The organism is Bradyrhizobium sp., from assembly GCF_019242285.1.
Taxonomy (GTDB): domain Bacteria; phylum Pseudomonadota; class Alphaproteobacteria; order Rhizobiales; family Xanthobacteraceae; genus Bradyrhizobium.
In genome coordinates this window covers 1-13773 of record NZ_JAFAVV010000143.1, presented here as the reverse complement: position 1 = coordinate 13773, position 13773 = coordinate 1, and the positions used below count along the sequence as shown (strand labels likewise).

The 13773-nt window shown below is 65.2% G+C and carries 14 protein-coding genes, 1 tRNA gene and 1 pseudogene; 8 read left to right on the top strand and 8 right to left on the bottom strand.

The features are described from left to right. Nucleotides 1-430: hypothetical protein (locus tag JOY90_RS05135; RefSeq protein WP_291690067.1), on the top strand; the 430-nt coding region annotated here is incomplete at its 5' end. 65 nt (nucleotides 431-495) lie between these two features. On the opposite strand, the gene JOY90_RS05130 is transcribed toward JOY90_RS05135, so the two are convergent. The 3 genes from JOY90_RS05130 to JOY90_RS05120 all read right to left on the bottom strand — a co-directional run bounded on the left by JOY90_RS05130 (nucleotide 496) and on the right by JOY90_RS05120 (nucleotide 1880). Further along, nucleotides 496-572: transfer RNA gene (locus tag JOY90_RS05130), tRNA-Arg, on the bottom strand. 197 nt (nucleotides 573-769) lie between these two features. Beyond that, complete coding sequence (locus tag JOY90_RS05125) at nucleotides 770-952, bottom strand: hypothetical protein (protein ID WP_291690066.1); 183 nt, start codon at nucleotides 950-952, stop codon at nucleotides 770-772. A gap of 223 nt (nucleotides 953-1175) precedes the next feature. After that, nucleotides 1176-1880, bottom strand: a complete 705-nt coding sequence (locus JOY90_RS05120; RefSeq protein WP_291690065.1) for an FMN-binding negative transcriptional regulator — start codon at nucleotides 1878-1880, stop codon at nucleotides 1176-1178. Nucleotides 1881-2019: 139 nt separating this feature from the next. Between JOY90_RS05120 and JOY90_RS05115 the strand changes: the two genes are divergently transcribed. Together JOY90_RS05115 and JOY90_RS05110 are read left to right on the top strand one after the other, a co-directional pair. Next, nucleotides 2020-3426: a TAXI family TRAP transporter solute-binding subunit gene (locus tag JOY90_RS05115; RefSeq protein WP_291690064.1), complete on the top strand. Its 1407-nt coding sequence runs from the start codon at nucleotides 2020-2022 to the stop codon at nucleotides 3424-3426. 108 nt (nucleotides 3427-3534) lie between these two features. After that, nucleotides 3535-4533, top strand: coding sequence for a M28 family peptidase (locus JOY90_RS05110; protein ID WP_291690063.1), 999 nt, complete (start codon nucleotides 3535-3537; stop codon nucleotides 4531-4533). Between the two features lie 891 nt (nucleotides 4534-5424). On the opposite strand, the pseudogene JOY90_RS40065 reads toward JOY90_RS05110, so the two are convergent. After that, a pseudogene (locus JOY90_RS40065) lies at nucleotides 5425-6051 on the bottom strand (tetratricopeptide repeat protein); the annotation flags it as partial. Here JOY90_RS40065 and JOY90_RS05100 point away from each other — a divergent pair. Continuing rightward, entirely contained in the window at nucleotides 6032-6994 is a 963-nt protein-coding gene (locus JOY90_RS05100; RefSeq protein ID WP_291690061.1) for a hypothetical protein, read from the top strand. The pseudogene JOY90_RS40065 and the gene JOY90_RS05100 sit on opposite strands and share 20 nt — an antisense overlap. On the opposite strand, the gene JOY90_RS05095 is transcribed toward JOY90_RS05100, so the two are convergent. Continuing rightward, complete coding sequence (locus tag JOY90_RS05095; protein ID WP_291690060.1) at nucleotides 6956-7429, bottom strand: hypothetical protein; 474 nt, start codon at nucleotides 7427-7429, stop codon at nucleotides 6956-6958. The two genes, JOY90_RS05100 and JOY90_RS05095, sit on opposite strands and share 39 nt — an antisense overlap. Before the next feature lie 719 nt (nucleotides 7430-8148). On the opposite strand from JOY90_RS05095, the gene JOY90_RS05090 reads away from it, so the two are divergent. Continuing rightward, nucleotides 8149-8781, top strand: coding sequence for a hypothetical protein (locus tag JOY90_RS05090; RefSeq protein ID WP_291690068.1), 633 nt, complete (start codon nucleotides 8149-8151; stop codon nucleotides 8779-8781). 76 nt (nucleotides 8782-8857) lie between these two features. Here JOY90_RS05090 and JOY90_RS05085 read toward each other — a convergent pair whose 3' ends face one another. Then, nucleotides 8858-9088 (bottom strand): hypothetical protein, encoded by a 231-nt coding sequence (locus tag JOY90_RS05085; RefSeq protein ID WP_291690059.1) that lies wholly within the window; start codon nucleotides 9086-9088, stop codon nucleotides 8858-8860. 98 nt (nucleotides 9089-9186) lie between these two features. Continuing rightward, nucleotides 9187-10752, bottom strand: coding sequence for a TadE/TadG family type IV pilus assembly protein (locus JOY90_RS05080; RefSeq protein WP_291690058.1), 1566 nt, complete (start codon nucleotides 10750-10752; stop codon nucleotides 9187-9189). 232 nt (nucleotides 10753-10984) lie between these two features. Here JOY90_RS05080 and JOY90_RS05075 point away from each other — a divergent pair, with 232 nt between their 5' ends. Both JOY90_RS05075 and JOY90_RS05070 read left to right on the top strand, forming a co-directional pair. Further along, nucleotides 10985-11569 (top strand): YidB family protein, encoded by a 585-nt coding sequence (locus JOY90_RS05075; protein ID WP_291690057.1) that lies wholly within the window; start codon nucleotides 10985-10987, stop codon nucleotides 11567-11569. A 47-nt stretch (nucleotides 11570-11616) separates the two neighbouring features. Then, on the top strand, nucleotides 11617-11892 hold the full coding sequence (locus JOY90_RS05070) for a GlsB/YeaQ/YmgE family stress response membrane protein (protein WP_291690056.1): 276 nt from the start codon (nucleotides 11617-11619) through the stop codon (nucleotides 11890-11892). A gap of 12 nt (nucleotides 11893-11904) precedes the next feature. Here JOY90_RS05070 and JOY90_RS05065 read toward each other — a convergent pair whose 3' ends face one another. Continuing rightward, entirely contained in the window at nucleotides 11905-12687 is a 783-nt protein-coding gene (locus JOY90_RS05065; RefSeq protein ID WP_291690055.1) for an SDR family oxidoreductase, read from the bottom strand. Nucleotides 12688-12927: 240 nt separating this feature from the next. Here JOY90_RS05065 and JOY90_RS05060 point away from each other — a divergent pair. Next, nucleotides 12928-13773: acyl-CoA dehydrogenase family protein (locus JOY90_RS05060; protein WP_291690054.1), on the top strand; the 846-nt coding region annotated here is incomplete at its 3' end.

Genomic DNA, 13773 nt, shown 5'->3' with positions numbered 1-13773 from the left:
CGACCAGCCGCAGGAGGTCGCGGACTTCATCCGCGCCGAGGGCGGCACCCCGGAGCGCACCATCATCAGCCACATCGACCGCACGATCTTCGACGAGGAGCGCCTCCTGCGCCTGGCCGAGAGCGGCGTCGTCATCGAGTTCGATCTCTTCGGCCAGGAGCATTCCTATTACCCGCTCGCCGATATCGACATGCCTAACGATGCCATGCGGCTGCGCCTGTTGCGCGCGCTGATCAATCATGGGCACCTGGACCGCATCGTGATCAGCCACGACATCTGCTACCGCACCCGGCTGACCCGCTATGGCGGCCACGGCTACCAGCACATCTATGCCAACGTCATCCCGATGATGCGCCGGCGCGGCTACAGCGAGACCGAGATCGAGACGATCATGGTGAAGACGCCGAGGCGGCTGTTGACGTTCGTCTGATGCAGCGAGGCCGGTAGCCCCGTCGGGATGAAGGTGCTGGTTCGCGCGTCCGCGCGAGGCAGAAATGGCGATCCCGGCATGACTCGAACATGCGACCTACGGTTTAGGAAACCGCCGCTCTATCCAGCTGAGCTACGGGACCGTGGTACCGCGCGCGACACGCGGGCACCTTGCTCAGGTCCATACCAGAGCGCAAGCCCGACCGGAAGGCCGCGGCGCCCCGAAAAATGAGGCCGCGCAGCCCTTGATCAGCTCCGAAATTGGCTTCCCTCGGCAGGCGTACGAGAAACTCTATCGCCGCCGAGGCGGCTCCAACCCTCGAAAGTTCGAGCCTGTAGCCTATTTATGGTCGACGACGTGCTTCAAAACGAGGCTCGAAAGCTGAGTCACCAGCGCCCGCAGGCGGGCGTTCTCTTCGAGCAGCACGATCATGTCATTGTTCAAATCTGAATCGAAGCCGTCATCGTCGTGATGGCGAACTTCCGGAATAACGCTCTCACTAGGCGGAAACACGTTTGGCATGACTGAAACTCCTTGTAACTGGACTCCGCCGAATCCCGTCAAAACAACTCATGTGCCCAACGGTCGCCTGAGTCGGCGTCGAAATTTGGACAGTTCGTGGGCAAATTGCAGCAGCCGTGCAGCAAACCGTAGGCGACGTTGTTCTAAGAGCAACATGCAAGCATTGATGCATGCCGAATCGAGGCGTCGCACCCGAGTCAATCGGATATGATGACTTCCCGATTCATGTCTTTGTCATTGGGTTGTCGCGCTCGTCCATGGCTTTGTCGCATGCATCCATGACGGGCTGTTTTTCGCCCAACCCGCCGCGCTCCGCGACCAATCCGGCCAGCGTTTCGCCCACTTCGCCGCTCTCGCGGTAGCCCTTGATCACACCTTCGCGATCAGCGAGGGGACGATTCTGGCTCATCTTCCATTTGCCCTCGATCCGCGAGATCGGAATCTCGACGCCGACGATCGCGCGCATCTGGGCAGCGACGAAATCCGCCGGCGCGTCGTCGACCTGCCACGGCGTCGCGCGCCGGCGCTCGCGGCTATCAGTGAGATCATCGAGCTGCCGGCGCAACCAGAGGTCATCGCGCATGATGCGCGGCCGGCCCCAGACATGGACGGTGGCGTAATTCCAGGTCGGGACCACTTTGCCGGTCTCCTGCTTGGTCGCGTACCAGGACGGCGTCACATAATCATGCGGGCCCTGGAACACGACGAGGCACTCCTCGACCGCCTCGAGCTCGCGCCACTGCGGATTGGCACGCGCGATGTGGAGGCGGAGCGTGCCATTCCCCGGCGCGCCATCGAGCACGAACGGGAAGGGATTGGCGAGCAATCCGGCCGGCCCCGCGGTGATCAACAGACCGAGCGGATGGCTGCGGATCAGCCCGTGCTGAACCTCAATGCGGTCCTCGCGGAAGGCGGGCGGCTGGTACATGGCGGTTTCCGGGGTCCTGTTCACCATCTTGACGCGAATATATCAGGCCGGTCGCGAACCCGCGAATAGGCTCCGGCGTCCCGGTCATGCTATTCTCTGGCGATCCAGAAAGGGCCGGACCACGGAGCAGGCGGCAAGCATGTCCTCGTCAGACGCTTCGAGCAACGCCGAAACCGCCCTGCCGCGCGCGCCGGGGCGCCGGCGCTCGCCCTTCTTCCTGCTGCTGGCCGCCGGGCTGTTGTTCTTCGCGGCAGCCGTCGGCGCATCCTACTACCTGCTGCGCCCGACCACCCTGCGGATTGCGGTGGGGCCGTCCGGCAGCGACGATCAGCAGGTAATCCAGGCGCTGGCCCAGACCTTCGCGCACGACCAGAGCTGGGTGAAGCTTTCGGTGGTTCCGACGGCGGGCGCGATGGAGAGCATCGCGGCGCTCGGCGGCGGCAAGGCTGATCTCGCGGTCGCGCGCAGCGACGAGGACGTGCCCGACAGCGTCGGCTCGATCGCGATCCTGCGCAAGAACGTCGTGGTGTTGTGGGCGCCGACCGGCGCGGCGCGCCGCACACCACACAAGGGGGGACGCTCGAAGGTCAAAGCGATTAGCGACCTGCCGGGCCATCGCATCGGCGTGATCGGCCGCACCGAGGCCAACATCAAGCTGCTCCGGGTGATCCTCAAGGAGTCGGGCGTCGATCCCGACAAGGTCCAGGTCGCCCAGTTCGCACCGAGCCAGGTCGACGACATGATGCGCGACGCCAATCTCGACGCCTTCATGACGGTCGGGCCGATCGATTCGAAGATCACCAGCGAGGCGATCGTGACGACCGCGCGGCAGCGCGGCGAGCTCAGCTTCCTGCCGATCGACGTGTCGGAGGCCATTGCCGCGCGCCATCCGCTCTACGAGTCCGAGGAGATCCCGGGCAGCGCCTTCACCTCGTCGCCGGCCCGGCCCGACGACACCGTCGAGACGGTCGGCGTCAACCACCTCATCGTGGCGCGGAAGTCGATATCCGAGACCACGATCGCCGACCTGACCCGCCAGATCTTCGCCGCCAAGCCGCGGCTCGCGCGGGAGGTGCCGGGCGCGGCCAAGATCGAGAAGCCGGATACCGACAAGGACGCCGCGATCACTGCCCATCCGGGCGCCGCCGCCTATATCGACGGCACCGAGCGCACCTTCCTCGACAAATACAGCGACTATTTCTGGGGCGCGATTCTGCTGTTCTCGGTGCTCGGCTCGGTCATTGCCGCGGTGCGGCACTTCCTCAAGCGCGACGAGCGGCAGATGAACACGCAGCACCGTGAGCGGCTCGCGGCAGCGATCACGGAGGTCCGCAATATCGATTCGATCGAGGAGCTCGACGAGTTGCTGCGCCAGGCCGACGAGATCCTGCGCGAGACGCTGGTTTGCTATGACGATGGCGCGATCGAGGACACCGACCTCGTCGCCTACGGCCTCGTTCTCAGCCAGTTCCATCATGCGGTGACCGACCGGCGTGCCGCGCTCTCGGGTGCGCCGGTCAACGTCTCCCGCATGCGCGCGAGCTGACCCCCCTCACGGTTTCGGCACCGACGCCCGCCTGTTCAGGCCGAAGGCGATGGGCTATTAGCCGCAAAGCTCGCCCCTTCCCCGCTACAGCCCGACATGCGCACGACGATGCAGCCCTCCCTCCGCTTCCGATTGCCGACCTTCACCGCCCTGATCGTCCTGCCCCTGCTTGCCTTGCCCCTGCTTGCCTTGCCTCTGCTTGCCTTGCCTCTGCTTGCCCTTGGCGGCGAAGCCCGCGCCGACGAGGTCAAGCCCGAGCTCTGGGACGGCCAGCGCGCGCTGGCCGTGATCACCGAGCTATTGCGCTTCACGCCGCGCTCGATGGAGACGCCGGGGCACCAGAAGACGATCGACTACATCAAGGCCGAGCTCGCCAAGACCAAGTTCAACGCCGTCCAGGAGCAGCGCTTCGTGTTCAGCCGCGACGACGGCAACCGCATGGCGATCACCAACATCATCGCCCGGCTCAAGCCCGACGATCCGCACCGCATCATCGTCGCCACCCATTACGACAGCATCATCAAGGCCTATCGCGACGCCAAGAAGCCGAACGCGCCGATGCCCGGCGCCAACAACTCGTCCTCGGGCGTAGCGGTGCTGCTGGAAACCGCGCGGGTGCTGTCGGAGTTGCCGGAGCCGCCGACCGGGATCGACCTCGTGTTCTTCGACGGCGAGGAAGGCTCGATCTCGATGGGCGCGGGCGATCCGAATTTCCGCCCCGTCGGCTCGGCCTATTTCGCCGAGCATCTGAAGGACTTCTATCCCGCGAAGATGCCGGAGAAGGCCATCGACTTCGACATGGTCTGCGACCGCGACCTGCATCTGAAGATGGAGCCGACCTCGCTCGCCTCCGCGGGCGACGAAGTGAAGAAATTCTGGACCATCGGCAAGGAGCTCGCGCCCGACGCGTTCGAGATGCGTCCGAGTCCCTATGCGATCGACGACGATCACAGCTTCCTGCAGCAGGCCGGCATCCCGAGCTTCATCGTGATCGATTTCGAATATGAGCCATTCTACAACACGACCCAGGACACGATCGACAAGTGCTCGGCCAGGAGCCTCGAGGCGGTCGGGCGGACGCTGGTGAAATATCTGTATCAGCAGTGAGCCACCCAGTACGACACACCGGAGGTGCATCACCCTCCCCTGAAGGGCCCTGGAGGGGAGGGTCGGCTCACATGAAGCGAAGCGGAATGTGAGCCGGGGTGGGGTGATGCTTCCGCGCGCACATGCCGCCTCCTCGGCCTGCATCCAGGGGCGGTGGGCCATGTCGGTCGAGGCGTGATGCACCTCCCACCCATTGCCGATCGCCAGATGATAGGGCAGCACCTCATCCTCGACGAAGATGAAGCGGTACGTGCGGAAATGACCGTCCGCTGAGCGGTAGTCGACATATTCGATGACGTAGCGATCGTGCTCCGGATGCTGCGCCAGGAATGCCGACAGCGCGGCGACGTCCTCGATCTTCTCGAAATCGTCGCCGCCATTGGTGCCGGCCGGCCGGGCAAGAACCGGAAACGGGAATGCAAGCTGCGCCGACAGCGCGGCGACCGAGACGTCGGCGCAGCGATCGAGCCGCAGGATGCGTGGAAGGATGCAGCCCGCGATGCCGGGCAGCCGGGCCGTGACCGCGTCGCGGGTGGTATGTCCGATCCGCGCGGGATCGTTGACCACGGGCTTGCCGAGCGATGCGGCCAGCCGTGCGGCCTGCGGCAGCACGGCTGCGCCCTGGTCGGCGTCCGAGATCAGGTTGACGACGATGTCGACCTCGCCGATCGCGGACTTGTCCGGCTCACCGGACCCCAAGAGGACCAGCGTGTCGGTGTCGTAATCGGCATTCTTGAACAGGTACTCGGCCGGCGTGTTGCCGGCAAAGGGCGCGTACAGCGCCAGCACGCGAAAATCCGCCGGCGACTTCGCCGCGGGCCGCCGGATCAGCGGCCGGAGGCGCGCGGCCTCTGCGTAGGCCGCCCGCGCGGCCTCCACCTCACCGAGCTTCTGCCGGATCGCACCGGTCCAGTAGAGGCTGTCGGCGTCGCGCGGGTCGAGCGTGCTGGCCGCTGCGAGATGTGCGAGCGCCGCTTCCATCTCGTTCAGCTCGAAGCAGACCTTGCCGAGCTGATGCCGAAGCTGGCCGTCCTGCGGCCGCTCCTCGGCGAGCTCCGTCAGCAGCGCCCTGGCGATCAGGAATTGCCGGGACGCCATCAGGGCATGCACCAGGTTGGTCCGCGATGGCCAATGCGAGGGATCGATCTTCAGCGCCTGCTGATAGAAGGTGATCGCGTCCTGCGCCAAGCCGGTCTGCAGGTGCGCATTGCCGAGATTGCACCAGCAGCCGGTGAGGGAGGGCGACAGCCGCAACGCGGCCTTGTAGTGCTCGGCGGCGGGATCGAGCTGCCCGCGGATCATATGGGCGTTGCCGAGCTTCGCATGCAGCGCCGCGATCAGCTCGACGGCGCACGCGGTCGGATCGGACGCAGCGGCCTCGAGCCCGCGCCGATAGGCCGCGATCGCCTCCTCGATCCGGCCGGCTGACTGCAATTCCTGGCCGGCAGCCAGATGCTGGACGGCAAGCGCACGGGCGATCTCGGCGGATGGCGGAACGGTGGTCGATACATCGGTCACGGCAACGCTCTTGCAGAGGGCATCGGCGGGACATTGGCCGCTGCCGGTAAACAAAAAGCTTCCATCGCCGGTCGTCGTCGCCGATCATCTCGACCCGGCGGCCCCGCTGCCGGCGCACGACCCGATCTTCAACACCATCGGCGATGCCGATCTTTGTGGACCCGCGCTCGAGGCCGCCTCCCGGCTGGTCGCGCAGGCCGAGGTGCCGATCGTCAACGACCCGCGCGCAGTCTTGCTGACCGGGCGGATCGACAATGCACGACGATTGCGTGATGTGTGCGGCGTGGTGACGCCCCGGACCGTCGCCGTCGCACGCGCGCTGCTTGCCGGCCCCGACGCGGCAAGCCGGCTCGTGGCGCAAGGCTTCCGCTTTCCGCTGTTGTTGCGCTCGCCCGGCTATCACACCGGCCGCAATTTCGTCCTGGTCGCGACATCAGGCGATCTGGCCGGGGCGCTGGCCGGCCTGCCGGGCGAAGACGCGCTGGCGATCGAATATCTCGACGCCCGCGGCAACGACGGCAACGCGCGCAAATATCGCGTGATGATGATCGACGGCCGGCTCTATCCGCTGCACCTCGCCATCTCGGAGCAGTGGAAGGTGCATTACTTCACGTCCGACATGGCCGACCGGCCCGATCAGCGCGAGGAGGAGGCCGCGTTCCTCGCAGACATGCCGGCTGTGCTCGGCGAGCGGACGATGGCTGCGCTCGAGGGAATCAGGGACCGGCTCGGCCCGGACTATGCCGGCGTTGATTTCGGGCTCGGCGCCGGCGGCGATCTGCTGCTGTTCGAGGCCAATGCCACCATGGTGATCGCGCGTCCCAAGGACGATCCGTGCTGGTCCTGTCGCCGGGGCGCCATCGACCGCGCGCTGGCGGCAGCCACGGCCATGCTCGTCGGGAGATCAGGAGCAGCGATCCAGCCTCGGTCCTTCGACGGATGAACGGCGCGTCCGCCGCGCTTCCAGCAGCGCCTCGAACAGCCCCTGCGGATCGTCGGTGCCGATGCGGCGGACCTTGCCGTTGCCGAGATACAGCTCGACAGCATAGAATCCCGAGACGTTGTAAAGCCTGAAACCGGGCGCCATCCGGATGCCCCAGCCGTGCCACCAATGGTTACGCACCACCGCGATCTCGCGGATCGCATGGAGCGGCAGCCGATAGCGCCATAGTCCCGGCCCGAAGTACCAACACAGCCCGCCATCGCTCACCTCGACGGTAAGGGACGAGAACAGGATTGCAGCCGCGCAAGCGATGATGATGGAGGCGAGCGCCGCCGGCCACAGCGCGGCGCACCAGGCGAGCGCGGCACTTGCCAGGCCGGCAAGCAGGCACCCGATCAGGATAGACCGTCCGGACTGGGTGTGACGGTACGCCATGACGATCCCCTCGCAACAAACGGCGCTGTCGTCGTACTGGACGACGCGCGGTTTGGTCGGGTGGGTGCGAGCGAGGGTTCGATGCCGTGGACGATGAGAGTGATCTACCGCACAGTCACCGATTCGTGTGCGACTCTCTCGCGCCTTCAGGCGGCGACAACCGCGACAATCATCGTGTCACCGAACCTGCGCTCGCGCTCTTCATGTTCGTCCGAGCGCGCCACTCCTCCATCCATTCGTATGTCTGCGGATGCTGCTTCGGGAACTCCATCATCGTCTCGACCGCATCTGAGCCGGCTCCAGACGCCGGCTGCATTTTACCCCGCTCAATCTTTACAGGGAAAAGATGTCGATGTGCATCGGCTCGGGGCGGCATCAAGGCCTGCTCGCGCGACGGCGCGTTGTGGATCGAAGCGCGGCGCACGCCGCACGGGGCGTCACGCGCTTGACAGATTGGTACAGACTGCAACGATTGCGCGTTCCTGAAAGCGAGGCGGCAATATCGTCGCATTTGTCCTGATCGCGTCGCGCCTGTCCAGATTCCGCCACATCACCGCTCTGCCGCGGCCGCCTACACACTACCGTGATCGCCGCGAAACTCGTCAAAATCACTGTAAAATAACGCAATACCTGTCAGGAAAAACGTACCGCTCGCGGGCACGACGTCGCCGCAAAATGGCAACAATTGCTGGCAATCGTCCCGCTCGATTCTTGGGGGAATAGGGTCCGTGTTGGTATCGCGTGCCACAGCAGTTACGGTCGCAGCAATAGCCGGCCTCATCGCGTTGCAGCCGCTGCGCGCCGATGCGCAGTGGTGGACTCGTGCCCCGGCCGACTTCGAGGAATGCGCGGACGTCGCCGAAAAGGCTCCCAGCAAGGAGGAGAAGACCGCGGCATTGGCCGAGTGCAACGCCAAGTTCGCGGGCCGTCGCAAGCCCGGCGGCGGCTATACCTATTACGACTTTCTTCAGGACCGCTCGTTCGACATTGCGGGTCCGAACCCGACGCCGGAAGAGCAGCGTTATATCGACCAGCAATATACGCTCTATCTCGAAAACCTGCGGCATGACAGCGCCGCTACGGCGTTGGCCGCCAGGCAGCTCCAGCAGGTGCAGCAGGCCTCGCTGAAGACAGAGATGGAGAAGCCGCCAGTCGCGCCGGCACCGCAGGAGCGGCCGGCCAAGCCGCCGCAGCCGGCCACAACTGCCGACACACGGGCGCGCCAGAAGCCGCCCACCGATTGCGCCAAGCACCAGTTTGCCTGTGATTGGCCCAAGCTCTCGGAGAGCCTCAACGACCTGAAGAAGCTGTTCACGCCCGCGCCGCCGTCAAGCAAGGAAAAGCGGAGCTGACCACGACCGTCTCGATCGGCTTCCGGGCGTTGCGCGAGCAAAGCGAGGTTTAGCCAAGCGGCAGTCGCGTTCGAAGTCAGCGATGGGAGCGATGGTGATGCCGCCCGGAGCGATGCCGAACGACTGGTTCGGCGATGACCGGCGTTGCGGGATCGATCGATTGCACCGACTTTTGCCGCTCCTGCAGGCGCGCGTCATAACCCGGCGAGGGCGTCACCGTCGGCGGCGCCGCACGGGTTTGCGCAATCGTGCCGCAGGCGGCGAGCGTGGCGAGGGCTACGGCAAGGCCCGCTACCGATGTCTTCATGTGCGATCTCTCCTGACCTGAGATGCGATTTTCTCGATCAGGAGAGATCGTGCCTTGTCAAGCTCGTTTCAATGGGCCGATCGGCCGCGGAACCAACATCAGTTGGTGATGTGGGCCTCGACCAGCGCGTGGTTGAACATCTGGTTCAGCGCCGCTGTGATGTCCGCCGGCGTGTTCGCCGTGTAGAAGAAGCCGGGCGAGGCGCACGACTTCAGGCTCGCCGGAATGTTCGCGATGTTGGAGTTGGCGTAGCCGTCCTCATTGCCGGCGAAGCTCGCATTGGGATTCTGGATCGGTGCGTAAGGAATGTACAGCACGGAGACCGTGATGCCGCGGTTCTTCAACGGCGTGCACAGCGTCGTGGGGTTCAGCGTGGTCGCATGGTTGCTGCCGGCCCAGCTTCCGCCGTTGATGCCCTTGGTCTGCGGATCCTCGGCGCCGTCGGTGATCAGGAAGACGTAAGGAAGCGTGCTGTTCGAGGCGCTGCCATCGCCCACGGCCGTGATGGTGGTGTTCATGGTCGGGAACGCGTTCTCGAAATGCGTGCCGCCGGAGCCGAGACTTGCGTTCGCATCGGTGTCGAGCTGCGAGGCGAGGTTGGCGGCGGCGTAGTTGATCGTGCCCGCGCTGTTCGGGTCGCCGTTGATGGAACTGGTCAGCGCGAAATAGGGATAAAGATACTGGATGAACGGGTAGAGGCCGATCCGGAACTGGCCCTGGAATTTCTGCGTCTGGTTGGCGGTGATGAAGAGCTGGTTCACGGCGTAGCCGACCGCGTCGGCGCGCAACTGGATGCAGGCATCGGTGCCGTCGGTGGCGCAGGACGTCACCGCGGTCAGCGCCGGATCGTTCGGATAGCTCGAATTGTAGGCATAGAGCGAGCTCGGCAGGCTCGAGAGCCTGTAGGTCGGCAGCTTGTTGCTGTTGTTCGTCAGTATCTTCTTGTAGCCGGTCTGGCTGGTCCGCGAGATCAGGTAGCCGAGGCACATGTTGTTGGTCGGGTACTGCTGGTTGCCGTTGCCGCAGGAGCCGGACGGCGTGAAGTGGCAGGCCAGCGTGCACCCGCCGGGATAGTTGATCTTGTTGTCCGGGTTGATCGCGGACAGCCGCGTCTGTTCGGCATCGGTCGACGGCAGGCCCATCGATCCCGACACGTCGAGCATCAGGTAGAAGTCGAGATAAAGCGGCAGCGAGGAGGACGCGGCCGAGCTTCCCGTGATGGTCAATGCCGACCATCCGACCACATTCATGAACACGGTCGGCACCCGGGCACTGAACTGGACCGTCGACGTCAGCGTCGCGCCGGTCTTGACGACGGTGGAGGATACCGAGAGGTTGTTGTAGCCGGTGGTGTTGTTCAGGTTGCCGTTGAAGATGTTGTTGGCGTCGCTGACGCCGGCGGCGACGGAACCGTCCGACGTCATCGTGATCGCCGCATTGTAGCCGATCGAATTCGCCGAAACCGATGCGACGGCGGCGGCATCGGCGGCCGACTGCATCTTGGCCTTCATCCGCGTGGCGAGCGAATAGTCGGTGGCGCATCCGATCGCGGTGAGAATGGGCAGCAGCGAGAAGGCGAAGATGGTCGCGATATTGCCCTTCTCGTCGCGACGGAAGCGAGCGATCAGCTTCGTCACGCCAGCCGGAACTCGAAGCGGTGCCATGTCCAAAATATCTCCTGCGCGGCAAACAACACGCCGTGTTACCGAACAATGGCTCTCAGTTTTCTGTTGATATTCCGTTCAAATTGATCGATCGCGGCGATTGCATTCCGAAACGTGCTGACGCAACATCCCCCGATACCGTCACTGGGGTACGAGGCAGGGGGATGCGCTCGCCTTGTAACCGTCATCACCGCTGATTAAGCTTTTGCCGCAGGGCGTACGGAGGTGGACGATGGGTTTGATGGACGTCATCAACGGCATGCAGCACGGCCCTCATGGCTCGAGTTCCAGCGCGCCGACCCCGCAAAAATCCGGAGGCATGTCGCCACTGACCATGGCGATCCTCGGCCTACTCGCCTGGAAGGCGATCAAGCATTTCAGCCAGCCGTCGGCCGCGCCCACTCCGACCCCGGCACCGATGCCTCCGCAAAATACCGGCGGAGTTGGTGGCGGACTTGGTGGCGGACTCGGCGACGTGCTGAAAGGCGGCCTCGGCGGATTGGGCGGCCTGCTCGCGGGTGGTGCTGCGGCAAGCACGATCTCCGGCGGGCTCGGCGATCTCATCAACACGCTGCAGCAGGGCGGCCACGGCGAGACGGCGAATTCGTGGGTCGGCAAGGGTCCGAACCAGGCGATCTCGCCGGGCGATCTCGCCAACGCGCTCGGCTCCGACCAGATCGACCAGCTCTCGGCCCAAAGCGGCCTGTCGCGCGACGACCTGCTCAATGGCCTGAGCAAGTACCTGCCGCAGGTGGTCGATCATCTCACGCCCGACGGACGCCTGCCGACCGAGAACGAATTGTCCGGCCGCATCTGACGGCCGTCACGCGCGCGTGCAGATCAGGATTTTTCAGGAGGGGACTGATGGGCGGGATTGTCTACATCATCGTCGTCGGCTTCGTGGCCGGCATCATCGCGCGCTTGCTGTCGCCGGGGCCGAACAATCCGTCGGGCTTCATCCTGACCACGGTCCTCGGCATCATCGGCGCGTTCGTCGCGACCTGGATCGGCCAGGCGATCGGACATTACGGCCCGGACCAGGGCGCGGGCTTCATCGCCGCGACGATTGGCGCGCTGCTCGTGCTGTTCGTCTGGAACCGGCTGGTCGCGAGCGGCGTGATCCGCGACTACAACCAGTGACGGCGCCAGCCGTCACTGAATGAGATGCATGCCGGCGTCCATGCGCACGACCTCGCCGGTCATGTTGCCCGAGAGCGGCGTCGCCAGGAAGCAGACGAGCTGTGCGATGTCCTCCGCGGTCGAGGCGACCTTGAGCGGCACCTTCGCCACGACGCTGTCGCGCACCAGCTTGGCCCCGGCCTCGCCGCGGCCCTTGGTGAACCAGGGCGTGTCGATATAGCCGGGACAGACGGTGTTGACGCGGATCGCGGGCGCCATCGCGCGGGCCAGCGACAGCGTCATGGTGTTGAGCGCGCCCTTGCTCGCGGCATAGGCGATCGAGGAGCCGGTGCCGCTGATGCCCGCCACCGAGGAGACGTTGACGACCGCCGCCGGCTTGCCCGCCGCCTTGGCGCCGGCTTCCAGCAGCGACCGCGCGGCACGCAGCATCTGGAACGGTCCGATGGTGTTGACGGCATAGATGCGCTGGAAATCCTCGGCCGACAATTCGTCGAGCTTGTCGTGGGCGACGTGCTTGGTGGTGCCGGCATTGTTGACCAGCGCGTCGAGCCGGCCCCAGGGCGCGGCCGCCGCGACGATGCGCCTGCAGTCCTCATCGCGCGAGACGTCGCCTTGCACCACCACGACCTCGGCGCCCTGTTTGCGACAGAGCTCGGCGGTCGCCTCCGCTTCCTTCCGGCTGTTGGAATAGTTGACCACGATGCGCGCCCCGGGCTTGGCCAGCATCGCAGCGGTCGCGGCCCCGAGGCCGGACGCCGAACCCGTGACAATCGCGCAGTAACCTTCGCTGGACATCCGCTTCCCCGTTGTTTTGAGCTTCGCGAGCTTGGGGTGCGATCTACCATACCATGCTGCGAAATGCGAAACTCCGTTGCGCGGAATTGACGGTCATACCCACCCCGCAGCCGCGCATACCGGACATCTGCGCTTGTCAGGGGGGTAGCTTTTGCCCATCATCCGGCGCAAGAAACAGGCTCTTCCGCTTTGCTCGCGGGGCCGAGGAATAGGGCAGAGCCAATCAACACGAGGAACGCCGTGGCGGAGACCGAAAACATCGTCGTCGAGACCGCGGAGAAGATCTTTGCCGATCTCGCCGATGCGCAGACCATCAACCACGACAGGAAGGGCGAGTGGAAGGCGCCGCTGTGGAAGGCGCTGACGGAGGCCGGCCTGCCGCTGTCGTGGGTGCCTGAGGATTGCGGCGGCTCGGGCGCGAGCCTCGCCGACGGGTTCGGCGTGCTGGGCGCCGCGGGACGGTTTGCGATCGCGGTCCCCCTGGCCGAGACCATGCTCGCCGGTTGGCTGTTGGCGCAGGCGAAGATTTCTTCGCCCGACGGCGAGATGACGGTGGCGCCCGCGAGCCCCAAGGATCGCATCATGCTCGATGCCGATGGCACGCTGTCGGGGCGCGCGCGCGGCGTGCCCTTTGCCAGGGAGTCAAAACACCTTGCCGTGCTCGCACATGGCACGGGCGGCGACGCCTCGATCGCGCTGGTGGACGCCCAGGGGTTACGGATCGAGCCGGGTCTCAACCTCGCCAATGACGACAACGACATCATCATCTTCGACAAGGCGCGGCCCATGACGGTGAAGCCGGCGCCGACGGGGATCGATCAGAGCGCGCTGATGCTGATGGGCGGCGTGGCGCGCAGCCTGCAGATCGCGGGCGCGCTGGAATCGATGCTCGACATCAGCGTGCGCTATTCAAACGAGCGCGTCGCCTTCGAGAAGAAAATCTCGAAATTCCAGGCGGTGCAGCACAATCTCGCACGGCTCGCCGGCGAGTCCGCCGCGGCGCTGGCGGCCGCGACTTCCGCCGCCGACACGCTCTCGAACAACACGTCCTTCGATGACGACGCGGTGTTCCTCGAGGCGGTCGCT

Excerpts from the sequence above, each read along its gene's own strand:
- JOY90_RS05125 (WP_291690066.1), bottom strand. The coding sequence starts at position 952 with ATGCCAAACGTGTTTCCGCCTAGTGAGAGCGTTATTCCGGAAGTTCGC.
- JOY90_RS05120 (WP_291690065.1), bottom strand. The coding sequence starts at position 1,880 with ATGTACCAGCCGCCCGCCTTCCGCGAGGACCGCATTGAGGTTCAGCAC.
- JOY90_RS05115 (WP_291690064.1), top strand. The coding sequence starts at position 2,020 with ATGTCCTCGTCAGACGCTTCGAGCAACGCCGAAACCGCCCTGCCGCGC.
- JOY90_RS05110 (WP_291690063.1), top strand. The coding sequence starts at position 3,535 with ATGCAGCCCTCCCTCCGCTTCCGATTGCCGACCTTCACCGCCCTGATC.
- JOY90_RS05095 (WP_291690060.1), bottom strand. The coding sequence starts at position 7,429 with ATGGCGTACCGTCACACCCAGTCCGGACGGTCTATCCTGATCGGGTGC.
- JOY90_RS05085 (WP_291690059.1), bottom strand. The coding sequence starts at position 9,088 with ATGAAGACATCGGTAGCGGGCCTTGCCGTAGCCCTCGCCACGCTCGCC.
- JOY90_RS05080 (WP_291690058.1), bottom strand. The coding sequence starts at position 10,752 with ATGGCACCGCTTCGAGTTCCGGCTGGCGTGACGAAGCTGATCGCTCGC.
- JOY90_RS05075 (WP_291690057.1), top strand. The coding sequence starts at position 10,985 with ATGGGTTTGATGGACGTCATCAACGGCATGCAGCACGGCCCTCATGGC.
- JOY90_RS05070 (WP_291690056.1), top strand. The coding sequence starts at position 11,617 with ATGGGCGGGATTGTCTACATCATCGTCGTCGGCTTCGTGGCCGGCATC.
- JOY90_RS05065 (WP_291690055.1), bottom strand. The coding sequence starts at position 12,687 with ATGTCCAGCGAAGGTTACTGCGCGATTGTCACGGGTTCGGCGTCCGGC.